This is a genomic window from Plantibacter sp. Leaf1 (assembly GCF_001421315.1).
Lineage (GTDB): Bacteria > Actinomycetota > Actinomycetes > Actinomycetales > Microbacteriaceae > Plantibacter.
This window is the reverse complement of record NZ_LMJX01000002.1, coordinates 937598-958323: the sequence shown is the minus strand read 5'-3', so window position 1 is coordinate 958323 and position 20726 is coordinate 937598. Positions and strand designations below refer to the sequence as shown.

The window sequence follows — 20726 nt, the reverse complement described above, 5'->3', positions numbered from 1 at the left end:
TCACTGGACACCGTCGGCGCCGTGCCAGAATTGAGGCATGGCTGCTCCAGTGAACCCGCCGCGCGGCATGCGTGACTTCCTCCCCGCCGACAAGGCCCGTCGGGAGCACGCGCTGGGCACCATCCGCCGGGTGTTCACCGCGCACGGCTTCGACGAGATCGAGACACCGGTGGTCGAGGAGTACGACCGCCTGCACTCCGGGCTCGGCGGCGACAACGAGAAGATGGCGTTCAACATCCTCCGGCGCAAGCTCACGCCTGAGGCCATCGTGGCCGCGGCCGAGAACCAGACCGAGCTCACCGACCTCGGGTTGCGGTTCGACCTCACGGTGCCGCTCGCGCGGTTCTACGCCTCGCACCGGGCGGAGCTGCCACCGGTGTTCCGCTCCATCCAGATCGCGCCGGTCTGGCGCGGCGAGCGCCCGCAGCAGGGCCGGTACCGCCAGTTCGTGCAGTGCGACATCGACATCATCGGCGAAGCCTCGAACCTCGCCGAGGCCGAGCTCATCACCGCGACGCTCGCGACCCTGGTCGAACTCGGGATCACCGGGTCCACGGTGCGCATCAACGACCGCCGCCTGCTGATCGGCATGCTCGACGCCCTGGGCTTCCCCGCCGAGACGCACGCGCAGGTGCTCATCACGATCGACAAGCTCGACAAGATCGGCGAGGCGGGTGTGGTCGCCGAACTCCGCGGACGTGGTGTCGACGAAGCGGCGGTGGACGCCCTCGAGGCCTTCTTCTCCCGTCCGCAGACGATGGAGTTCAACACCTTCGGCGAACGCGCGATCCGGAAGGCCCTGCCGGCCGGCGCGGACGACACCGTGGTGGCGGAGCTCGACGCGCTCGGCAAGGCCGTTGCCGCGGCGAGCCCGCTCCAGGGTCAGCCGGCCGACCCGTTCGCGAACCCCCTCGTCTTCGACCCCTTCCTCGTCCGCGGGATGGGCTACTACACGGGTGCGATCTTCGAGATCGCCCACCCGGATCTCGGATACTCGCTCGGTGGTGGCGGCCGCTACGACGGGATGATCGGTCGCTTCCTGGGTCAGGACGTGCCCGCCGCCGGGTTCTCGATCGGGTTCGAGCGCATCGTGGACCTCGTCGAGCTCCCGAGCGACGCCGCCGGGGAGTCCGTCGTCCTCGTGCACGACCGCGACGTGGCCCCGGCCACGCTCGTCGCGCTCAAGGCGAGACTCGTCGCCGAGGGTCGCCGCGTCCGCCTCGAGGCGCGGGTGAAGAACCTCCGAGCGCTCCTCGAGCGCGTGACGGCGGCCGGGTTCGGTTCCTTCGCCTTCGTGGCGGCGGACTCGACGCGCGAGTCGCTCGAGTTCAAGCCGCTCGACTGAGCCTCCGCGCGACGAGGTCCGCGACGCACGGCGCGCTTCCGAGCGCCTGCCCAGCTCTTCGGGGCAGGATGGAGCATTCCGACGGAACCGCACCGCGAGGTGGACGCCCGCTCACGACCCCTCGACCGAAGAACTGGTTCCGATGACCGCCATGGCCTCCCCGCCGCGCTCGCGCCGCGCGCCGGAGACGGCCGTCCCCGTCCGCCGCGGCGTCGGTCGTGTCCGTCGCAAGGCGACCACGATCGCGTTGCTCGTGGGCGTCCCGCTCGCGCTCCTCACGGCCGCACACACGCTCGTGCCGGATGTCCTCGGCCTGGGCCTCGTGTGGGACAACGCGTTGCCGTGGACCTGGGTCGTGCTCCCCGTCCTCGCCCTCCTGATGCTCGTGGCGCGCACGCCGGGAGCCGTCATCGGCCTGCTCGCCCCGACGCTCGTCTGGGGCTTCCTGTTCGGGCCGGGCGTCGTCCCGCTGGGCGATGCGCGGCAAGCCGTCCCGGCGGCGGCCTCACTGTCCGTCGCCAGCCAGAACCTCGGTCCCGAGGGCGACCCGGCGGTCATCGCGGGCTCGCTCGCGGCGAGCGGGGCCGACCTCATCGCGCTGCAGGAGATCGAGGACCAGGACCGAGAGCCCCTCGCGGCGACCCTCGACGCCGCCTACCCGTACTCCGTCGTCACCGGGACCGTCGGCCTCTGGAGCCGGTATCCGATCGAGGACTCGGTCGGCCTGAAGCTCGGCCTCGACTGGTATCGGGCGATCAACGCCGTCGTGGAGACGCCGGCGGGTGCGGTGAGCGTCTACGTGATCCACGCCGACTCCGCCCGCCCCGGCGCGCACGCCGAGCGCGACGTGATGCTCGAGGAGCTGGCGGAGGCCGTCGCGGCGAACACCAGGGACCGCGTCGTCGTCATGGGCGACTTCAACGCCTCCGCCTCCGACCGCGCGCTCGCCGCGTTGCAGAGCGAGGTCTCGGAACCGAATCAGAGCGAGGGCGGGTTCGGCCTCACCTGGCCGGCGGGCACCCCGCTCATGCGACTCGACCACGTGTTCGTGCGCGGCATGGTCGCGACCCACAACGCCGTCGGCGACGCGCAGGGGAGCGACCACCACGGCATCGTCTCGAGCTTCCGTCTCGACCGCTGAGGCGTGTCACCCGTCGACGGACCGGGGCCCTGCGCCCGTTCAGCCGATGTCACTAGACTGAGCGCGGGCGGCCGTCGTACCCGTCCCACGTCCCAATCCCCACAAGGAGAACATCAGTGGCACTCATCGAGGCAGTAGGCGCTCGCGAAATTCTCGACTCCCGAGGCAACCCGACCGTCGAGGTCGAGGTGCTCCTGGAGGACGGCACGGTCAGTCGTGCAGCAGTCCCGTCCGGCGCATCGACCGGTGCGTTCGAAGCGTACGAACTGCGTGACGGCGATGCCGCACGGTACCTCGGCAAGGGCGTCGAGAAGGCGGTCGACGCCGTCCTCGACGAGATCGGCCCGGCCCTCGAGGGCATCGAGGCGGACGACCAGCGTCTCGTCGACCACACCATGATCGAGCTCGACGGCACCGAGAACAAGAGCCGCCTCGGCGCGAACGCCATCCTCGGCGCCAGCCTCGCGGTCGCCCGTGCCGCTGCGGACTCCGCGGACCTCTCGCTCTACCGGTACGTCGGCGGCGCCAACGCCCACGTCCTGCCCGTCCCGATGATGAACATCATCAACGGTGGCTCGCACGCCGACACCGGCGTCGACATCCAGGAGTTCATGATCCTGCCGATCGGTGCTCCGAGCTTCCGTGAGGCGCTCCGCTGGGGCACCGAGACGTACCACACGCTGAAGGGCCTGCTGAAGTCGAAGGGCTTCGCCACCGGCCTCGGCGACGAGGGCGGCTTCGCCCCCGACTTCGAGCACAACCGCGCAGCCCTCGACTTCATCGTCGAGGCCATCGAGCAGGCCGGCTTCACGGTCGGCACCGACATCGCGCTCGGCCTCGACGTCGCCTCCAGCGAGTTCTACAAGGAGGGCGCCTACCAGTTCGAGGGCAAGGCGCTCAACAGCACCGAGATGACCGCGTACTACGCCGACCTCGTCGCGAACTACCCGCTCATCACGATCGAGGACCCGCTGGCCGAGGACGACTGGGCCGGGTACGCCCACCTCACGCCGGAGCTCGGTTCCAAGGTCCAGATCGTCGGCGACGACCTGTTCGTCACGAACCCGAAGCGTCTCGCCGACGGCATCGCCAAGGGTGCGGCGAACTCGCTGCTCGTCAAGGTCAACCAGATCGGTACGCTCACCGAGACGCTCGACGCGGTCTCGCTCGCGCAGCGCTCCGGCTACACCACGATCCTCTCGCACCGCTCCGGTGAGACCGAGGACACCACGATCGCCGACCTCGCCGTCGCCACGAACGCGGGCCAGATCAAGACCGGTGCGCCTGCACGCAGCGAGCGGGTCGCGAAGTACAATCAGTTGCTGAGGATCGAAGAGGAGCTGGGCCAGGCAGCCGTCTACGCCGGCCGCAGCGCCTTCCCCCGGTTCACCGCCTAAGCATCGTCACCTGAAGGCTCTCAGGGGTGCCGATCGGCACCCCTGAGAGCCTTCGTCGTGTGCGGGAGGCGCCTGTGAAGAAGCCATCGATGCCGGCCGGAGGCGAGCCGAAGGGCACGCCGCCGACGAGCGGGACGTCGTCCGCCAGCACGGCGAAGCAGCGGTCGTCGGCGTCTCGGCGGCCGTCAGCCGACAAGGCGACCGCGCCGCGGGGCGCCGCGCCGTCCAAGCGCGCAGCGGGAGCCACGGCGAAGCCGGCGCGATCCGCGACGAAGGCGACGCGACCCGCGACCAAGGCCGCCCGCTCGGCGGCCGCCGGTTCCTCGGGCCCGCGGACGCGGACCGGATCGACGAGGACGGCCCCGGCACGCCCGTCCGAGGCCGGCGGATGGCTGCGGAGCCTCCGCCTCTCGGGGTTCAGCGTGCTCCTCCTCGGCATCCTGGTCCTCGGTGTCGTCGTCCTCGCCCCGAACCTCAAGACCTTCCTCGAGCAGCGGCAGCAGATCGCGGTCCTGCAGGCCTCGGTCGCCGACACCCAGGCCAAGGTCGACGCCCAGCAGGCGGAGCGCGAACGGTGGAACGACCAGAGCTACGTCATGACGCAGGCCCGCGACCGCCTGTTCTACGCGCTGCCCGGCGAGGTGAGCTACATCATCATCAACGACGTCGACCCGGCGTCCTTGCCCACGACCGAGACCCCGGTGAGCGACACCCTCGTCGACGCGAAGTCGGACTGGCTCGACGGACTGCTGGCCTCGCTCGTCGCCACAGGGTACTCGCCGGCACCGACCGCGACCGACGCCACCGACCCGGCGCAGACACCGGCGCCCGCGCAGACGACACCCGCCGCGCCGCCCGCCGGAGGCTGACGTCGAGCGACGTCGGTGATCCCGGCGATAATGGAACCATGAGCACCCCTCCCTTCGGCCCCGTCTCCGAGCGTGACGTCGAGATCGTGTCGGCGCAACTCGGACGCCCGGCACGGGACGTCGTCGGCATCTCCGCACGCTGTGTGTGCGGTGCCCCGACCGTGGTCTCCACGGCACCGCGTCTCGCCGACGGCACGCCGTTCCCCACCTTCTACTACCTGACGCATCCTGCGGCCACCGCCGCGGTGTCCTCGCTCGAGGCGACGCAGGTCATGAACGAGTACACCGAGCTGCTCGCCGAGGACGAGGAGCTGCGGAGCGGGTACGCGAGCGCTCACGCCGCCTACCTCGCCGACCGCACCTCCATCGCCGAGGTCGCCGAGATCGACGGGATCTCCGCCGGCGGCATGCCGGTCCGGGTCAAATGCCTGCACGCGCTCGTCGGCCACGCCCTCGCGGCCGGCCCGGGCGTCAACCCCATCGGCGACCTCGCGCTCGAGCGTGCGACGTGGAGCCCGGAGGTCTGCGCATGCGCGGACGGCCAGGCGGGTCTGGGATAGCCCCCGCACGCGACGGACGTCGCACGCGGGGGAGCGTCGGGGAGCGACACGGACGCCGTCCGCGTGGTCTCCGTGGTCTGCGCCCCGCGCTGGGTGCCCTGGTGGCAGTCATCCTCGTCGTCGCACCGGCACTCCCGGCCTCGGCGGACACCGTCCGCGACATGCAGTACTGGCTCGACGACTACGGGTTCACCACGGCGTGGGAGACGACGAAGGGCGCCGGGGTCACCGTCGCGGTCATCGACACGGGGATCGCCGACGGTCCCACGGAGTTGAACGGTGCGGTGGCGGGCGGCGTCGACGTCTCCGGTCTCGGCAGCGCCGACGGACGGACCCCGGTTGGGTCCGAGGGGAGTGAGCACGGGACGCTCGTCGCGTCGATGATCGCGGGCCGCGGCCGGACGGGTGGCGCGGGCGTCATCGGCGTCGCTCCGGAGGCCCGGCTGCTCTCCATCTCGGTCGGGTTCGGCTCGGAGGGGTCTACGGTCGTGCCCTGGGACGAGCAGATCGCCACGGCCGTCCGGTGGGCCGTCGACAACGGTGCGGACGTCATCAACATGTCCCTCACCCGCAACAGTCTCGACTGGCCGACCAGTTGGGACGATGCGTTCCTGTACGCCTTCTCGCACGACGTGGTCGTCGTCGCCGCGGCGGGCAACCGGGGGAGCGGGACGGTCGAGGTCGGCGCCCCCGCCACGATCCCCGGGGTGCTGACCGTCGCGGGCGTGGACCGGACTGGCTCGGCGAGCTTCGACGCCTCGAGCCAGGGCATCACGATCGCGGTCGCCGCGCCGAGCGAGCAGCTCGTCGGGGTGACGCCGGCCGGTTCCTCCGTGCAGTGGCAGGGCACGAGCGGCGCGGCGCCGATCGTCTCCGGGCTGGTCGCGCTCGTGCGCTCGGCGTGGCCGGACCTCAGCGCGGCCGACGCCATCGAGCGAGTGACCGCCACGGCGAAGCAGGTGGGCGATTCCGCCCAGAGTCCGATCTACGGCGCCGGTCTCATCGACGCCGAGCGGGCGGTCAGCGCAACCGTCGGGCCAGCGTCGACGTCTCCGGAGGAGCAATTGTCCGACTGGATCACGCTCTACCGGCGTGCTCCGCAGGACACCGATCCGGCCGACGGGTTCCACCGGCCGACACCGGAACCGCAGCCACCCGCGATCCCGGAGGGCGAGGCCGTCGAGGTCCGCGCGAACCCCTTCCTGCCCACCCCGAGCACCCTGCTCTACGGGTCATTGCCGCTGGCGCTCCTGCTCGGAACTGGTAGCCTGGTGGCGCTCGGTGTCATAGGCGCTACCAGGCATTTCAAGCGGGTACTGCGGAAGTAGTACTCTGTTCCGATATTCTCAGACATTGATCTGAACCAATCGTCTTGACGTAGGAGATCGTTCGCCGTGCCCAAAATTCTGATCGTCGGTGGTGGTTACGCCGGGTTCTACACCGCCTGGAAGCTCGAGAAGCAGCTTCGCCGTGGCGAAGCCGAAGTCACCATGGTCGACCCGCTGCCGTACATGACCTACCAGCCGTTCCTCCCCGAGGTCGCCGCCGGTTCCATCGAGCCGCGTCACGCGGTCGTCTCGCCGCGTCGTCACCTGAAGTCCACCAACGTGATCACCGCCAAGGTCACGGGCATCAACCACGCCGAGAAGAAGGCGACGATCACGCCGGAGATCGGCGAGCCCTGGGAGGTCGACTACGACATCATCGTCGTCACCGCCGGCGCCGTCTCCCGCACCTTCCCCATCCCGGGTGTCGCCGACACCGCGATCGGTCTGAAGACGATCGAGGAGGCCGTCGCGATCCGCGACCGCGTGCTCTCCAACTTCGACAAGGCGGCCAACCTGCCCGCCGGTCCCGAGCGCGACCGCCTGCTCACGTTCACCGTCGTCGGTGGCGGGTTCGCCGGTATCGAGGTCTTCGCCGAGCTGCGTTCCTTCGCCAGCTCGCTGCTGAAGTTCTACCCGCAGCTCTCCTTCGAGGACACGCACTTCCACCTCATCGAGGCCATGGGGCGCATCATGCCCGAGGTCAAGATCGAGACGAGCCACTGGGTCCTCAAGAACCTGGCCGAGCGCGGCGCGCTCGTGCACCTCGACACGCAGCTGCAGTCCGCGGTCGACGGCAAGATCGAGCTCTCCACGGGTGAGTCGTTCGAGTCCGACCTCATCGTCTGGACCGCCGGCGTCATGGCGAACCCGGGTGTCGTCCGTGGTGGCGACCTCCCCGTCGAGGAGCGTGGCCGCATCAAGACCCGCGCCGACCTCCGCGTGGGCACCGACGACGACATCGTCGAGGGCGCCTGGGCGGCCGGCGACGTCTCCGCCGTCCCCGACCTCAGCGGCGGCGGTGTCGGCGGGTTCTGCGTGCCGAACGCGCAGCACGCCGTGCGTCAGGGCAAGCTCCTCGCGAAGAACATCACCGCGGTCCTCCGTGGCGAGGAGCCGAAGAACTACTTCCACAAGAACATGGGCGCGGTCGCCGGTCTCGGCATCGGCGTCGGCGTGTTCCAGTCCGGCAACCTCGCGATCAAGGGCCTTCCGGCCTGGTTCGCCCACCGTGGCTACCACGGTCTGGCCATGCCGAGCTTCGAGCGCAAGTTCCGCGTCTTCGGTGGCTGGTGGAACAACTTCTGGCTCGGACGCGACATCGTCTCCCTGCAGGCCGTCCAGACGCCCCGCGAGGCGTTCGAGACCTTCGCGTCGCGCCCGAAGCCCCCGGCGGACGCCGCGGCTCCTGCTGCGGCCCCCGCGGCTCCGGCAGCCGCCGAGAAGCCGGCCCGGAAGGCTCCCGTCAAGCGCAAGCCGAAGGCCGCCCCGGCCGAGGCCGCAGCGCCCGCCGCTGAGGCTCCCTCGTCGGAGGCTCCCGCCGCCGCCGCAGGTGCCCCGACCGGCGCCGGCGACGAGCAGGCCTACGCGACGCCTGCAGAGGACGTCAGCGCGAGCAAGTAGTCCGGCTGGAGCGTCCCGCTCCGTCCTTCGAGAGGCGCATGTCATCGGTCAGCCGGGACATGCGCCTCTCGGCGTCTCACGCCTCGATACGATGAGAGGCACGCCCCCGTAGCCCAACTGGCAGAGGCAGGCGACTTAAAATCGCCGCAGTGTGGGTTCGAACCCCACCGGGGGTACGACGATCCCCTTCCGTGAGGTGGGAGGATGGACGCATGGCCACCCGAACGATCACGACGCTCATCGACGACCTCGACGGTTCCGACATCCCGCGCGGACTGGGGGAGACCGTCCGCTTCGGCATCGACGGCGAGAACTACGAGATCGATCTGACCGACGAGAACGCGGCTGCGCTCCGCGAGACGCTCTCCGCGTACGTCGAGGCGGCCCGGCCGGTCGTCGCCGCGGCGTCGCTCCGCCGCCTGCACTGATCGCGGCCGACGCGAACCGTCCCGGTGCCCTCGGAGGTCTGCACGTTCTCGACCATCCTGCAAGGGGCCGGGTGCGGACCGTGACGGCCAGTAGCGTGCTGAGCATGAGTACTCCGAACGAATCCGGCCTGAACGACGACGAGCAGACGACCAAGGACCGCTCCTACAGCCCCTCGAGCGAAGCCGAGACGGAAGCCAAGCAGGACGACGGACAGCCGGTCGTCCGCGACCCCGACATCGCCTCGGGCATGATCAACGTCGCCCCCGGTACGGGCGGGCCGGACGACGTCGGTGACGTGGACGTCGACCCGGGCGAGCTCCACCTCCCGCGCGACCCCGACAGCGCCCACTGACCCTCCCGGCCGTCGGTGAGCACCCCCGAACGGGGGTCGCCATTTTCACCTTCCGGGCCGCGACACGGCGGTCGACGTCACGGAAGGGGCCGACGGTCCGCTACCTTCGAGTGGGGGCGTCACCCGTGAGCCGGTCCCGGAAGCCGCAAGCTTCCTGGTCGATCGGTTGCTAGACGCCTCAAGTGAGGGCGAGGTATTCGGGTTACCTCGCCCTCACGTCTGCCCGCCGTCGGACCAGGCCGCGCGGCAGCGATGCGAGGGTAGGCTGATGCGATGCAGGAGATCACCCCAACCGAACTGAGCAAGCTCGACGAGGCCGTCATCATCGACGTCCGTGAGGCCGACGAAGTCGCCGTCGCGAGCGTGGCCGGCGCGAGGCATCTGCCGATGTCGTCCTTCCTCGACCACCTCGACGAGGTCCCGCGCGAGGAGACGGTCTACGTGATGTGCCACTCCGGCGGCCGCAGTGCACGGGTCGCGGGGTACCTCGAGCAGCAGGGCTACGACGCGGTGAACGTCACCGGTGGCATCTCCGAGTGGGCTGCCAGCGGCCTGCCCGTCCAGCGCGCCGCAGACGCCGGCTGACGCTCCCGAAGCGTCCACCTGCCGATCGCGTCCAGCCGGGCCCTCCGCGGACGCCACGGCACGCTCAGTGCGCGTCGAGGAGCGGACGGATGTGTCGACGCCACGCCCACGCGCCGGCACCGATCGCCGCGAAGACGAGCGCACCCAGCAGGATCCCGACGAGGGTGTCGGTGGCGCCGGGCATCGTCGCCGTCGGACCCAGGAGTCCGAACAGCAGGGTGAAGCCGAGGAAGGCACTCGCGAGCCACACCGGCTTGGACCAGTCGAGGACGGCGCGACCGCCCAGCGGACCCAGGGGGAGGAGCGCGATCGACGCCGACCCGATCCCGGCGATCGCGGTCAGGTTCACGGCCTCCACGGCCATGGCGCCGACGGCGCCGCTCGGCTCGCCGGCCAATGCGGACACGAGCCAGGCGAGGGATCCGATCCCGGCGGCGGCGGCGATCCTCGCCAGAGCGAGGTGACCGGCGGTCCGTGTGGAGACGCCTGCCGCACGAGCCGGCGTGACGGTCCCTGAGGCTGTGTCGGCGTCATCGGACGCCTCAGTGCTCGGAGCTGGGCGAAGGTCCGCCAGGAGGGCGAAGAGCAACGCGGGTTGCAGCGCGAAGAGTCTCGACAGCGCGGTCACGAGGCCCACGGTCACGAGGCCACCGCTCCGGATGCTGACCCGCATCGGACCGAGTGCGGACCGCCGGGCGACGACGAGCTGGGCGAGGAGCCCTGCGACGTTGATGACGACCACGGCCAGCACGGATGCGAACCACAGGCGGAGGTAGGCCGGCTGTCCGACGACCGGGTGCGCGAACATCAGGATGCCGGCGGCGAGGACGGTGGTGACGACGGCGAGGATTGACCGGCTCGGCAGCGGCACGGACGGCGGGCGCTCGAACTCGCTGCGGGGCCGGTTGCGCCCCGTCACGGGTGCTCGACGGTGTTCGCCGACCATCGACAGCCATCCGGCGGTCGAGGTCGCGAGGAGCCGCGCCGGGACCGCGATGAGGGCCACGGCTGCGAGCGCGAGCAGGGCCGCGAGCCACCAGACGGGCTGACCACGGCCGTCGATCGTCGAGGAGAGGGTCTGGGAGAACGGCGTCGAGCCCGACCAGAGCCCGCCGCCACCACCGACCGGGGGAGCCGCACCGGGCGTCGGCTCGCCGCTCGGTGAGGGTGCCGGCTGCTGCGTCCCCGGCGGCTGGCTCCCGGGGGCTGGCGCCGGCGAGGCGCCCTCCGTCGGCAGCGGGGACGGCTGGGAGGGTGCGGGTGTGGCGGGTGCTCCGGCGGCGTCCCCGAAGGTGAGGGTGACGGCCGTGCTCGCGCCGCTCGTGTTGCCCGCCGCGTCCTGCTGGATGGCGAGGACCACGTGCGCGCCGGCCGGGACACCGGCACCCGAGCACGTCCAGGAGCCGTCGACGACGACCGCCGTGCAGACGGAGGTGGAGTCGGCGAACACGGTGACGGTCGCGCCCGCTTCGCCGGTGCCGGCGTAGGTGGAGGCGCCCAGGGGCATCGCCTGGCCGGCGACCGGCGAGGTCATCACCGGGGGAGCGGGCGCGTCCCGATCGATCGAGAGGACGACGGGGGCGGAGGCGTCGGAACGCTGTCCACCCGTGAACGACGCCTGCTGCGTGGCGGTGACGGAGAGGTCGCCGGCCGGCAGCGGCTCACCCAGCACGCAGAACCAGCTGCCCGAGCTGTCCGCCGCGAAGCTGCAGGTGGCGCCGGAGTCCGCACGCACGGTCACCGTCGCGCCCGGGTAGGCGGTGCCGCGGACGCCACCGTTGCTCGGGGTCCCGTCCGTGATCGTGGGCGGGCCGAGCGCGGACACGGAGACCTGCGCGGACAGGGTCTCGGAGGCGCCGACCTCGACCGCGGTGATCGAGATGCCGCCGCCGTCCGGGAGGACGACCGAGCAGGACCAGTCGGTGCCGTCGTCCTGCGGCAGGATGCAGGCCGGTTCCATGCCGTCACCGAGCTGGAGTTGGATGCCGGTCCCGGTGTCCTTCGTGCCCGTGACGGTGACCGACCCGCTGCCGATGAACGAGCCGGCGGCCGGACTCGTGATCGTCGGACCGTCGAGCGGCGGCGGGGTCGGGGCCGCCGAGGTGTCGCTCGGGCTGGGAGCCGGAAGCGGTTCGGGCGTCGCCCAGGCGGGGGCGGCGACGGTCGTCGTCCACAGCCCCGCGAGCAGGAAACCGGTGAGGAGGATCGCGACGCGTCCGATCGAGCGATTCGATCGGACTCCTGTTCCTGCGCGCGCGTGTTCCCCGGTCACCGTCTCCATTCCCCCAAGATCGCCGCGCGAAGTCAACCTCCCTCGCCAGATCGGCCGACAATTCCCGGGCGATCCGCACCGGAGCCCGGCTCGGACAGGTGCGCCGCGACCGCTCGTCCGACATACTGGCCCGACTGGGTCGTCTGCCCCAGGCGGGCCGGTGGCGATGGAGCGGTACGACCCGGGAGCGCACCTGGAAGGGTCGCCATGGCGAGGATCCCCGCGGTGCAGGAGCCACCGAGTGTCTCCGCCATGCGGACGCCCGGTCTCGAGCCCCAGGCCGAATCGCGACGACGATGAGCGGCACGGGTACCGCCATGGTGGACCGACGCATCACCGGTCGCTGGGTCACCGCGTTCGCCGCCGCCTGGTTGGGCGTGTGGATGGCCCAGCTCGCACCCTTGCAGCTCCTGCTGCCGGCGCAGATCGACGCCCGGCTCGCCCCCGAGCACTGGGTGGACAGCGTCGTGGCCTTCGGCCTGGTCGCGGGGGCCGCGGGGCTCTGCTCCATCGTCGTCTACCCGCTGACCGGCGCCCTCTCCGACCGCACCAGGTCGCGGTACGGCCGGCGGCGACCGTGGATCGCCGCCGGGACGCTCTTGTTCGCCCTCGGACTCGTGCTGCTCGGTCTGCAGACCGACGTCGTCGGTATCGGCGTCTGCTGGTGCCTCGCTATCGTCGGCTTCTGCGTGCTCGGAGCGGCACTCACCGCGACCATCTCCGACCAGGTCCCCGTGGAGCGACGCGGGTTCGTCTCCGGATGGATCTCGGCACCCCAGGCCGTCGGCGTCATCCTCGGCATCGCCCTGCTCCTCCTCCTCGACACCCAGCCGTTCGTCGGCTACCTCGCGCTCGCGGCGATCCTCGTCGCGCTCGTCGTGCCCTTCCTCCGCCTGCCCGACCCGATCCCGGCGGGGGAGCGGCCCGCGCCGCTCACCCCGCGGACGCTCGTGGAGAGCCTCTGGGTCTCACCGCGCCGGCATCCGGACTTCGCCTGGACGATGCTCAGCCGCGTGCTCGTCAACCTCGGCAACGCGTTCAGCACCTCCCTGCTCTTCTACTTCCTGCTGTACGGGCTCGGCGACGCCGACGCGGAGACCGACCTCCTGCTCGTCACGATCGTCTACACCGTGTTCGTGGTCGCGTCCTCGATCCTGCTCGGCCGCCTCTCCGACCGGCTCGGTCGTCGCCGGGCCTTCGTCGTCGCCGCGTCCGTGTCGCAGGCCCTCGCCGCGCTCCTGCTCGCGATCTGGCCGTCGCTGCCGATGGGCTTCGTCTCGTCCGCGTTGATCGGACTCGGCTACGGCTGCTTCATGTCGGTCGACCAGGCGCTCGCCACGCAGGTGCTCCCGGACCCCACGTCCCACGGCAAGGACCTCGGCATCATGAACATCGCGCAGGCCGTGCCGCAGGCGGTCGCGCCGCTCATCGGCGCCGGTCTCGTCGCGTGGCTCGGCGGATTCGCCGGGCTGTACCTCGTCTCGGCGGCGTGTGCCGTCGCCGGGGCGATCGCCGTCACCCGAGTCAGAGGAGTGCGCTGATGTCCATCGAACTGACCGCGGGCGGTCGTGTGACCGACCCGACGCCGTGGCTCGACCCGAGGCGGTACTGGGGCGGCATCGAACGCGCAGTCGCCCACGTCGACTCGCCCGCCGCCGTCCTGCACCTCGGGGCGCTCCGGTACAACACCCACGACCTGCTCCGGCGGGCCGCAGGCAAACCCATCCGCATCGCCAGCAAGTCGATCCGCGTGCGCGGCGTCATCGACGCCCTCCTCCGCCAGCCCGGCTACGAGGGCGTCCTCGCGTACTCCCTGGCGGAGGCGCTCTGGCTCGCGGAGACCGTCGACGACGTCGTGGTCGGGTACCCGACCGCGGAACGCGGCGCGATCGACCGGCTCGGCGCCGACGAACGGGCGGCGCGGAGGGTCACCATCATGATCGACTCGGTCGAGCACCTCGACCTCGTCGACAGCGTCGTGCCACCGGGGCGGCGCGCCGAGATCCGGGTCTGCATCGAGCTCGACGCCTCCTTCCGCACGCCGGCGCTCGGCCACATCGGCGTCCGCCGCTCACCGCTCCGCACCCCCGACGCGGTCCGGGCGCTCGCTGAGGTGGTCGACCGCCGGCCGGGCTTCCGGCTGGTGGGTGTCATGGCCTACGAGGCGCAGATCGCGGGGCAGGGCGACGACCTGGCCGGTCGGCCTGCCTGGTCGGCCGCCCTCCGCGCGATCCAACGGCGATCGTGGGCGGAGCTCCGGGAGCGGCGTGCCGCCGTCGTCGCCGAGGTGCGCGCGGTGACGGACCTCGAGTTCGTGAACGGCGGAGGGACCGGGTCGCTCGAACTGACCGCGTCCGATGACGCCGTGACGGAGATCGCCGCCGGCAGCGGTGTCTTCGGCGGCCACCTCTTCGACCACTACCGGGCCTTCACGCCGGCTCCCGCAGCTGCCTTCGGCCTGTCCGTGGTCCGCAAGCCGTCGGCCGAACTCGCGACCGTCCTCGGTGGCGGTTGGGTGGCTTCCGGGCCACCCGGGCTGGACCGGCTCCCGGTGATCGCCTGGCCCGAAGGCCTGCGGATGCTCCCGCGCGAGATGGCGGGGGAGGTCCAGACGCCGGTCTCCGGCGCGGCGGCGGCGGCTCTGCGGCTCGGCGACCGTGTCTGGTTGCGACACACCAAGTCGGGCGAGCTCAGCGAGCGCGTCGACGCGTTCCACGTGATCGGCGACGACGGGGTCGAGGCCGTCCTCCCGACGTACCGCGGTGAAGGCCGGGGGTTCATCTGATGCGCGGTCGGAGTGTGTGGACGAACTGGGCGCGCACCGAACGGGTGCGGCCGGTGCGCGTCGAACGCCCGGCGTCGATCGTCGAGGTGCAGCGCCTCATCCGTGCGGCAGCCGGTGCCGGCCTGCCGATCAAAGCCGTCGGTGCGGGTCACAGTTTCACCGGGATCGCCGTGGCACCCGGGGTGCTGCTCGAACTCGACGCGTTGTCCGGGGTGGTGCGGGTCGACCGGGAGCGTCGCCGGGTGACCCTGCGCGCGGGGACCCGCCTCCACGACGTCCCGCGGCTGCTCGAACCCTACGGGCTCGCGATGCCCAACCTCGGCGACATCGACCGGCAGTCCATCGCCGGCGCGATCTCCACGGGGACGCACGGGACGGGATCGGCCTTCGGCGGGATCGCCACGCAGGTCGTCGGCGTGGTACTGGTGACCGCCGACGGCGAGCTGCTGACCGCCGACGACGAGCAGGAGACCGCGCTGCTGCCGGCGCTGGCGCTCGGTCTCGGAGCGCTGGGCATCCTGGTCGAGGTCACCCTGCAGTGCGTCCCGGCCTTCGTGCTGCACGCCGTCGAGCGACCCGAACCGCTGGACGGGCTGCTGTCGGAGTTGCTCGCTCGGGCCGCCGCCGTCGACCACTTCGAGTTCTACTGGTTCCCGCACACCGGGACCGCCCTCACGAAGACGAACGTGCGACTCCCGGGTGATTCCGCGGTGCGTCCACTCCGGCCGCTCGAGCGGTGGGTCGACGACACCCTGCTCGCGAACGGGGTGTACCGCGTGCTCTGCAACGTCGGCACCGTGGCGCCCGCCATCGTCCCGGGGGTGAATCGACTCGCCGACCGGCTCGTCGGTGATCGGGAGTTCGTCGACCGGTCGACGGCGGTGTTCACGACCAGCAGGACGGTGCGGTTCGTCGAGATGGAGTACGCCGTCCCGCTCGAGCAGCTGCCGACCGCCTTCGCCAAGGTTCGAGCCCTCATCGAGGAACGCGGGTGGCGGATCTCGTTCCCGATCGAGGTGCGGGTCGCGGCATCCGACGAACTCTGGCTGTCCACGGCCTCGGGCCGGGCGACCGGCTATGTCGCCGTCCACCGGTTCTTCCGCGAGGACCCGGGGGAGTACTTCCGGGCCGTGGAGGCGATCATGACGGAGCTCGGGGGTCGGCCGCACTGGGGCAAGCTGCACGGCCGGAACGCCTCCTCCCTCCGGGGTGCGTACCCGCATTTCGACGACTTCCTCGCCCTTCGCTACCGTCTCGACCCGGGCCGGGTGTTCGGCAACCCGTACCTCACGCGCGTCCTCGGCGAGTGACGCCGAAGCGGGGCCCGCAGGCGCTGGCTGCATGGCGGCTGCGTGCTTCCTGCGAAGTCCCCAAGGGTTGCCGCGCCTCGCGGATAGAATGGACAGACCCGCTCTCCATCGATTCGCAAGGAGCCCATCCTCATGGAATGGCTGATCCCAGTCCTCATCGTCGTCGCCCTGGTCGTCATCGTCGGCATCTACTTCTGGGTGACGTACAACTCGCTCGTGACGCTGAACGTCCGCGTCGAGGAGGCTTGGAGCGACATCACGGTGCAGCTGAAGCGCCGCGCCGACCTCATCCCGAACCTCATCGAGGCGGTGAAGGGCTACGCCTCCCACGAGAAGGCGGTGTTCGAGAACGTGACGAAGGCCCGTGCCGAGACGCTGACCGCCCAGGGGCCGGCCGCGGTGAGCGAGGCTGAGACGCACATGCAGCAGGCGCTCAAGAGCATCTTCGCGGTCGCCGAGGCCTACCCGCAGTTGCAGGCGAGCCAGAACTTCCTGCAGCTGCAGTCGGAGATCGTCGACACCGAGGACAAGATCCAGGCCTCGCGTCGCTTCTACAACGGAGGCGTCCGGGAGCTCAACACGAAGATCAAGGTGTTCCCGAACAACCTCTTCGCCAAGGGGCTCGGCTTCTCCGAGAGCGACTTCTTCGAGGTCACCGACAACGCGGCGATCGCCGAACCGCCGCGCGTCCAGTTCTGATCGCCTGAGCGCCGTCCGGTGTACCGAGCGATCGCGCGGAACAAGCGCAACACCGTCCTGATCTTCATCGTCTTCCTGGCGATCATCGGCGGGCTCGGGTGGCTGGCCGGATACCTGTACCAGAACCTCACGATCACGATCATCGTCCTGGTCGTCGCCGTCGTGTACGCCTGCATCCAGTACTTCTTCGCCGGCCGCCAGGCGATCGCGATGACGGGCGCGCAACGCATCGAGCTCGCCGACCACCCGCGGCTGTACCGCATCGTGGAAAACCTCGCGATCACCACCGGTACACCGATGCCCGAGGTCTACCTCATCGTCGATCCGGCGCCGAACGCCTTCGCGACGGGACGCGATCCGGAGCACGCCATGGTGGCCGCGACCACCGGCCTCCTCGACATCCTCAACGACGCCGAGCTCGAGGGCGTCATGGCGCACGAACTCGGCCACGTCCGCAACTACGACATCCGCGTCTCGATGGTCGTCTTCGGGCTCGTGGTCGCGATCGGGTTCCTCTCGGACATGCTCCTCCGGATGACGATCTGGGGCGGCGGCAACCGCAACAACAACAACGGCGGCAACCCCGTCATGCTCGTCATCGGGATCGTCGCCATGCTGGTGGCGCCATTGCTCGCGACGCTCGTCCAGTTGTCCATCTCGCGGCAGCGCGAGTACCTCGCGGATGCGACGGGCGCGCTCACCACCCGCCACCCGGAGGCCCTCGCGAGTGCGCTCGGCAAGCTGGCCGCCTACGGTCGACCCATGGCGAAGCAGAACTCGTCCATGGCGCACCTGTGGATCGCCGACCCGCTGAAGCCAGGGGCCGTGGCCCGACTCTTCAGCACGCACCCGCCGCTCGTCGAGCGCATCAAGCGACTCAGCACCATCGGCGACGGGTTCTAACGGGCAGGTCGGGTTCTCGTGGGCACCGTCTGGTTCCTGTCGGCGCGGTCTGGACCGGTCAGCGTTTCGAACCGGGACACACGAATGGGGCGGCACCCGGAGGTGCCGCCCCATTCGGCGTTCAGGCGAGGACCGTTATTCGGTCTGCTCGTCGGAGTCGAACGTCACCGTGACCTTGTCATCGGCGTCGATCGTGATCTTGCCCGGGAAGTTCAGGTACGTGTCCCACACCTGCTGCCCGGTGACGGCGCTGCCGTACCAGGAGGCGTCGAACGAGCCGTCGATGCGGCCGGCCGAGGTGTAGAAGTACGAACCGCTCTCATCGACCTCGACGGTCGGGGGAGAGGTGAGCGTCCACGTGACCGGACCGACGCTCGAGAACTGCTTCTGCTGCCAGTCGGGCATGACGCCGCACTCGGTGTCGAGCGTGGTGGCGCCGAGGCACTTCTCGATCATGGCGACGACCTGCTTGGTCACCTCGGTCGTGAGGGCCTCCGTGGCCGTCACGTCGATGTCGACGAAGGCCGAACCTTCGCCGGCGGTGTACGAGGTCAGGGTGATGGTCTGCGCGTCGCCCTGCAGGAATTTGCTCTCCGGCGGCGCGATCGTGTACACGGCCGGGTAAGCGAAGAGGCTTGCGTCAGCCGCACCGTCGAAGTTGACGCCGTTGACGCTGAACGCTGTGCCGCCGAGACCGGTGTACACGCTGATGCTGCCGACGAGCGAGCTCGCGAGCTTCCACTGGTCGAAGAACAGGAACTGCTTGCCTTCGCTCTCGAGCGTGACCGTGTCCTCGTACTTCTTGCCGCCGAGCTCGTACGTGACCTGCACGCGAGCCTCGCCGTTGCGGTTGTAGACGCGGCCGACCTTCGGGTCCTTGATGCGCTCGTCCGCGGCCTTGAGGACCTCGTTCGTGAGCAGCGCCGTCGGCTTCACCGCGGTGGGAGCTGCAGCATCGGCGTCAGCGTCATCGTCGGGGGCTGCCGACTCGTCGGGGTCGGGGGTGGCTTCAGGTTCCTTCGTGGCTTCGGGCTCCGCCGTGGCGTCGTCCGTGCTGCCGACGATCGAGGGGTCGGGGGCCACGAGGCTGTTGGCGAGCTTGGCGTCACCCGCGGCGATGGCCTTGAGGTACTCCTCGACCTTCGCCTGCGGTCCGAAGGCCGTGGTGTTCAGGACACCGATCGTGATGGCTGCCGCTGCGATGAGGACGAGCGCTCCACCGGCGATCGACGACCACATGATGATCCGCTTCTTCTGCTTCGGATCCATCGGCTGCTTGGGCGCGCCCGTCGCGTAGGGGTTCTGCGCCGTCGCGTACTGGCCGTTCGGCTGCTGGCCTTGCTGGCCCTGCTGGTACGGGTTCTGCGCGCCGGTCTGCTGCTGGCCCTGCTGGTACGGGTTCTGGCCGCCGGTCGGCTGCTGGCCGGTCTGCTGGCCGTACGGAGCCGGAGGTGCCTGGTTCGGCGTCTGCTGCTGGCCCGACTGGTAGGGGTTCTGCGGCGTGTGCTGGCCCTGCTGGTAGGGGTTCGGCGTCTGCTGCTGGCCCGACTGGTACGGGTTGTCGGACGGCTGCTGACCCTGCTGGTACGGGGACTGCTGCTGCCCCTGGTACGGCTGGTTCGGCTGCTCGTCCGGGTTCGGTCGGCCGGGTTGTGCGGGTGTGGTGTCGTCGTTGCTCATGGGCGGGTTCCCCTCGTTTCGGACCATGAAGGTGCTCATCAACTTAGCAGTCGGTGTGCATCCCCTGAGAGTGATTGCGACCCCTGAGCATGGGGAGTAGTGCCCATGCCTACGCGGGTGGACGGGAGACGAGCGTGGTGCCGACCGCATGGGCCAGGGGAGCCGCGAGCGTCCCTCGATCGACGACGACCACGGCGTCGAGTCCCTGCCAGTGGGCCGTCTGCTCGAGCAACCCCGCGAGGCGCCCCGCGATCGCGTCGTCGGCGATGGGACGGAGCCCCCGGGCGACGTCATCCTCATGCCCACGCTCGAACCACGCGGACTGGACACGGAGGACCCCCGCCTGGCGGTCGCTCTTCAGATCGACGCGCGCGACGATCTCGCCGTCGATCAGGACCGGCAGGACGTAGTACCCGTAGACGCGCTTGGGCTCCGGTGTGTAGATCTCGATCCGGTAGTGGAGTCCGAACATCCGCAGTGCGCGTTCGCGGAACCAGACGACCGGGTCGAACGGGCTGAGCAGAGCCGCCCCCTCGATGCGTCGCGGTCGACGGGCGTCGCGATGGATCCAGGCCTCATGCGGCCCGCCGCGTCGGTCCCAACCGGCGACGGAGACCGGCTCGAGGACGCCGGCGTCCACGAGCTCGTCGACCGCCAGGCGGACCGCGGTCTGCGGCTTGATCCGGAAGTAGTCCGCCAGGTCGGCGAGGGTCGCGACGCCCTGCGCCGCCGCGGCCTGTTCGACGAGCGCGCGGATCGCGTCGGGCCGGGCGACGTCCACGTCGAGGAGGTGCTGCGGCAGCACTTGCTCGGCGAGCGCGTACCGGCGCTCGAATCGATCGCGTCCGGCCGTGACGACCTCGCCGTAGAGGAACAGCACCTCCAACGCCCGCTTCACGTCGGACCATCCCCACCAGGGTCCGCGTCGGACGTTCGCGTCGTGTTCGATCTCGCTCGCCTTCAACGGCCCCTCGGCGCGCAGCAGGGCTCGCACCCAGTCCAGCATCTCCGGGTTCTGGCTCGCCCAGGTGGTGTCGTCGCCCGCATGCTTCGCGCGGTTCGCCTCCATCCGCCAGCGGAACAGCGGCCACGACTCGCGGGGGATGAACGCCGCCTCGTGCGCCCAGTACTCCAGGTAGGGCGAGTCGGCGGCGAGGGTCAGGCCGTCGAGGAGGCCCTTGTCGTACCCGCCCAGCCGCGCGAAGAGCGGGAGGTAGTGACTGCGCTCGAAGACGTTGACGGAGTCGATCTGCAGGAGGCCGAGGCGGTCGATCGTGGAGCGGAGCGTGCGGGTCCCGGCCGGGGACGTGCGCGGTGGCCCGCCGAGGCCTTGCGCACCGAGTGCGATCCGTCGGGCGAGAGCAGGGGAGAGGGGAGCGGGCACGGCCCGACGCTAGCACCGGCCGCCGACACCCGGGCGGCCCACGACGAGGGCACAGAGCCCGTCATCC

Annotated in this window: 18 protein-coding genes and 1 tRNA gene; 16 read left to right on the top strand and 3 right to left on the bottom strand. The window is 70.6% G+C overall.

All coding sequences use genetic code 11. From position 1 onward, the window contains the following. Nucleotides 1–37: 37 nt before the first annotated feature. The 11 genes from hisS (at nt 38) to ASE44_RS06685 (ending at nt 9626) form a co-directional block, all read left to right on the top strand. Nucleotides 38–1345: a histidine--tRNA ligase gene (gene hisS, locus ASE44_RS06735; RefSeq protein ID WP_082455874.1), complete on the top strand. Its 1308-nt coding sequence runs from the start codon at nt 38–40 to the stop codon at nt 1343–1345. A 142-nt stretch (nt 1346–1487) separates the two neighbouring features. Continuing rightward, nucleotides 1488–2486 (top strand): endonuclease/exonuclease/phosphatase family protein, encoded by a 999-nt coding sequence (locus ASE44_RS06730; RefSeq protein WP_056778423.1) that lies wholly within the window; start codon nt 1488–1490, stop codon nt 2484–2486. Nucleotides 2487–2602: 116 nt separating this feature from the next. Beyond that, nucleotides 2603–3883, top strand: a complete 1281-nt coding sequence (gene eno, locus ASE44_RS06725) for a phosphopyruvate hydratase (protein ID WP_056007454.1) — start codon at nt 2603–2605, stop codon at nt 3881–3883. A gap of 74 nt (nt 3884–3957) precedes the next feature. Further along, a complete protein-coding gene (locus tag ASE44_RS06720; protein ID WP_157579814.1) occupies nt 3958–4752 on the top strand; it encodes a septum formation initiator family protein in 795 nt (264 codons plus the stop codon). 38 nt (nt 4753–4790) lie between these two features. Then, nucleotides 4791–5312 (top strand): DUF501 domain-containing protein, encoded by a 522-nt coding sequence (locus ASE44_RS06715; RefSeq protein WP_056007448.1) that lies wholly within the window; start codon nt 4791–4793, stop codon nt 5310–5312. Between the two features lie 101 nt (nt 5313–5413). Beyond that, a complete protein-coding gene (locus ASE44_RS06710) occupies nt 5414–6640 on the top strand; it encodes a S8 family serine peptidase (RefSeq protein WP_327078805.1) in 1227 nt (408 codons plus the stop codon). Between the two features lie 66 nt (nt 6641–6706). Further along, a complete protein-coding gene (locus tag ASE44_RS06705) occupies nt 6707–8260 on the top strand; it encodes an NAD(P)/FAD-dependent oxidoreductase (RefSeq protein ID WP_082455872.1) in 1554 nt (517 codons plus the stop codon). Nucleotides 8261–8362: 102 nt separating this feature from the next. Further along, nucleotides 8363–8436, top strand: a tRNA-Leu gene (locus tag ASE44_RS06700). A gap of 36 nt (nt 8437–8472) precedes the next feature. Further along, the gene (locus tag ASE44_RS06695; protein ID WP_157579813.1) at nt 8473–8688 is read left to right on the top strand and encodes an Lsr2 family protein; all 216 of its coding nucleotides are present in this window, start codon (nt 8473–8475) and stop codon (nt 8686–8688) included. 104 nt (nt 8689–8792) lie between these two features. Then, complete coding sequence (locus ASE44_RS06690; protein ID WP_157579812.1) at nt 8793–9041, top strand: hypothetical protein; 249 nt, start codon at nt 8793–8795, stop codon at nt 9039–9041. Between the two features lie 273 nt (nt 9042–9314). Further along, nucleotides 9315–9626 carry a rhodanese-like domain-containing protein gene (locus ASE44_RS06685; protein ID WP_056778416.1) on the top strand — a complete coding sequence of 104 codons (312 nt, stop codon included), beginning with the start codon at nt 9315–9317 and terminating at the stop codon, nt 9624–9626. 64 nt (nt 9627–9690) lie between these two features. Here the strand turns inward: ASE44_RS06685 and ASE44_RS06680 are convergent, their stop codons facing one another. Then, entirely contained in the window at nt 9691–11907 is a 2217-nt protein-coding gene (locus tag ASE44_RS06680) for a hypothetical protein (protein ID WP_056778413.1), read from the bottom strand. Nucleotides 11908–12194: 287 nt separating this feature from the next. On the opposite strand from ASE44_RS06680, the gene ASE44_RS06675 reads away from it, so the two are divergent. From ASE44_RS06675 to ASE44_RS06655, 5 genes are all read left to right on the top strand, one after another. Continuing rightward, on the top strand, nt 12195–13439 hold the full coding sequence (locus tag ASE44_RS06675; protein WP_056778410.1) for an MFS transporter: 1245 nt from the start codon (nt 12195–12197) through the stop codon (nt 13437–13439). Beyond that, a complete protein-coding gene (locus ASE44_RS06670) occupies nt 13439–14683 on the top strand; it encodes an alanine racemase (RefSeq protein ID WP_082455871.1) in 1245 nt (414 codons plus the stop codon). The genes ASE44_RS06675 and ASE44_RS06670 overlap by 1 nt, the downstream gene beginning before the upstream one ends. Beyond that, nucleotides 14680–15993 carry a D-arabinono-1,4-lactone oxidase gene (locus ASE44_RS06665; protein WP_369817200.1) on the top strand — a complete coding sequence of 438 codons (1314 nt, stop codon included), beginning with the start codon at nt 14680–14682 and terminating at the stop codon, nt 15991–15993. The genes ASE44_RS06670 and ASE44_RS06665 overlap by 4 nt, the downstream gene beginning before the upstream one ends. 132 nt (nt 15994–16125) lie before the next feature. Continuing rightward, complete coding sequence (locus ASE44_RS06660) at nt 16126–16692, top strand: LemA family protein (RefSeq protein WP_056778405.1); 567 nt, start codon at nt 16126–16128, stop codon at nt 16690–16692. Nucleotides 16693–16710: 18 nt separating this feature from the next. After that, the gene (locus ASE44_RS06655; RefSeq protein ID WP_056778402.1) at nt 16711–17595 is read left to right on the top strand and encodes a M48 family metalloprotease; all 885 of its coding nucleotides are present in this window, start codon (nt 16711–16713) and stop codon (nt 17593–17595) included. 135 nt (nt 17596–17730) lie between these two features. Here the strand turns inward: ASE44_RS06655 and ASE44_RS06650 are convergent, their stop codons facing one another. Both ASE44_RS06650 and ASE44_RS06645 read right to left on the bottom strand, forming a co-directional pair. Beyond that, a complete protein-coding gene (locus ASE44_RS06650; protein WP_056778399.1) occupies nt 17731–19275 on the bottom strand; it encodes a hypothetical protein in 1545 nt (514 codons plus the stop codon). A gap of 109 nt (nt 19276–19384) precedes the next feature. Beyond that, nucleotides 19385–20659 carry a winged helix-turn-helix domain-containing protein gene (locus tag ASE44_RS06645; protein WP_056778396.1) on the bottom strand — a complete coding sequence of 425 codons (1275 nt, stop codon included), beginning with the start codon at nt 20657–20659 and terminating at the stop codon, nt 19385–19387. Nucleotides 20660–20726 lie beyond the last annotated feature (67 nt).

Coding starts and splice junctions, on each gene's coding strand:
- hisS (WP_082455874.1), top strand. CDS start 38: ATGGCTGCTCCAGTGAACCCGCCGCGCGGCATGCGTGACTTCCTCCCC.
- ASE44_RS06730 (WP_056778423.1), top strand. CDS start 1,488: ATGACCGCCATGGCCTCCCCGCCGCGCTCGCGCCGCGCGCCGGAGACG.
- ASE44_RS06715 (WP_056007448.1), top strand. CDS start 4,791: ATGAGCACCCCTCCCTTCGGCCCCGTCTCCGAGCGTGACGTCGAGATC.
- ASE44_RS06695 (WP_157579813.1), top strand. CDS start 8,473: ATGGCCACCCGAACGATCACGACGCTCATCGACGACCTCGACGGTTCC.
- ASE44_RS06690 (WP_157579812.1), top strand. CDS start 8,793: ATGAGTACTCCGAACGAATCCGGCCTGAACGACGACGAGCAGACGACC.
- ASE44_RS06685 (WP_056778416.1), top strand. CDS start 9,315: ATGCAGGAGATCACCCCAACCGAACTGAGCAAGCTCGACGAGGCCGTC.
- ASE44_RS06680 (WP_056778413.1), bottom strand. CDS start 11,907: ATGGAGACGGTGACCGGGGAACACGCGCGCGCAGGAACAGGAGTCCGA.
- ASE44_RS06675 (WP_056778410.1), top strand. CDS start 12,195: ATGAGCGGCACGGGTACCGCCATGGTGGACCGACGCATCACCGGTCGC.
- ASE44_RS06670 (WP_082455871.1), top strand. CDS start 13,439: ATGTCCATCGAACTGACCGCGGGCGGTCGTGTGACCGACCCGACGCCG.
- ASE44_RS06660 (WP_056778405.1), top strand. CDS start 16,126: ATGGAATGGCTGATCCCAGTCCTCATCGTCGTCGCCCTGGTCGTCATC.
- ASE44_RS06650 (WP_056778399.1), bottom strand. CDS start 19,275: ATGAGCAACGACGACACCACACCCGCACAACCCGGCCGACCGAACCCG.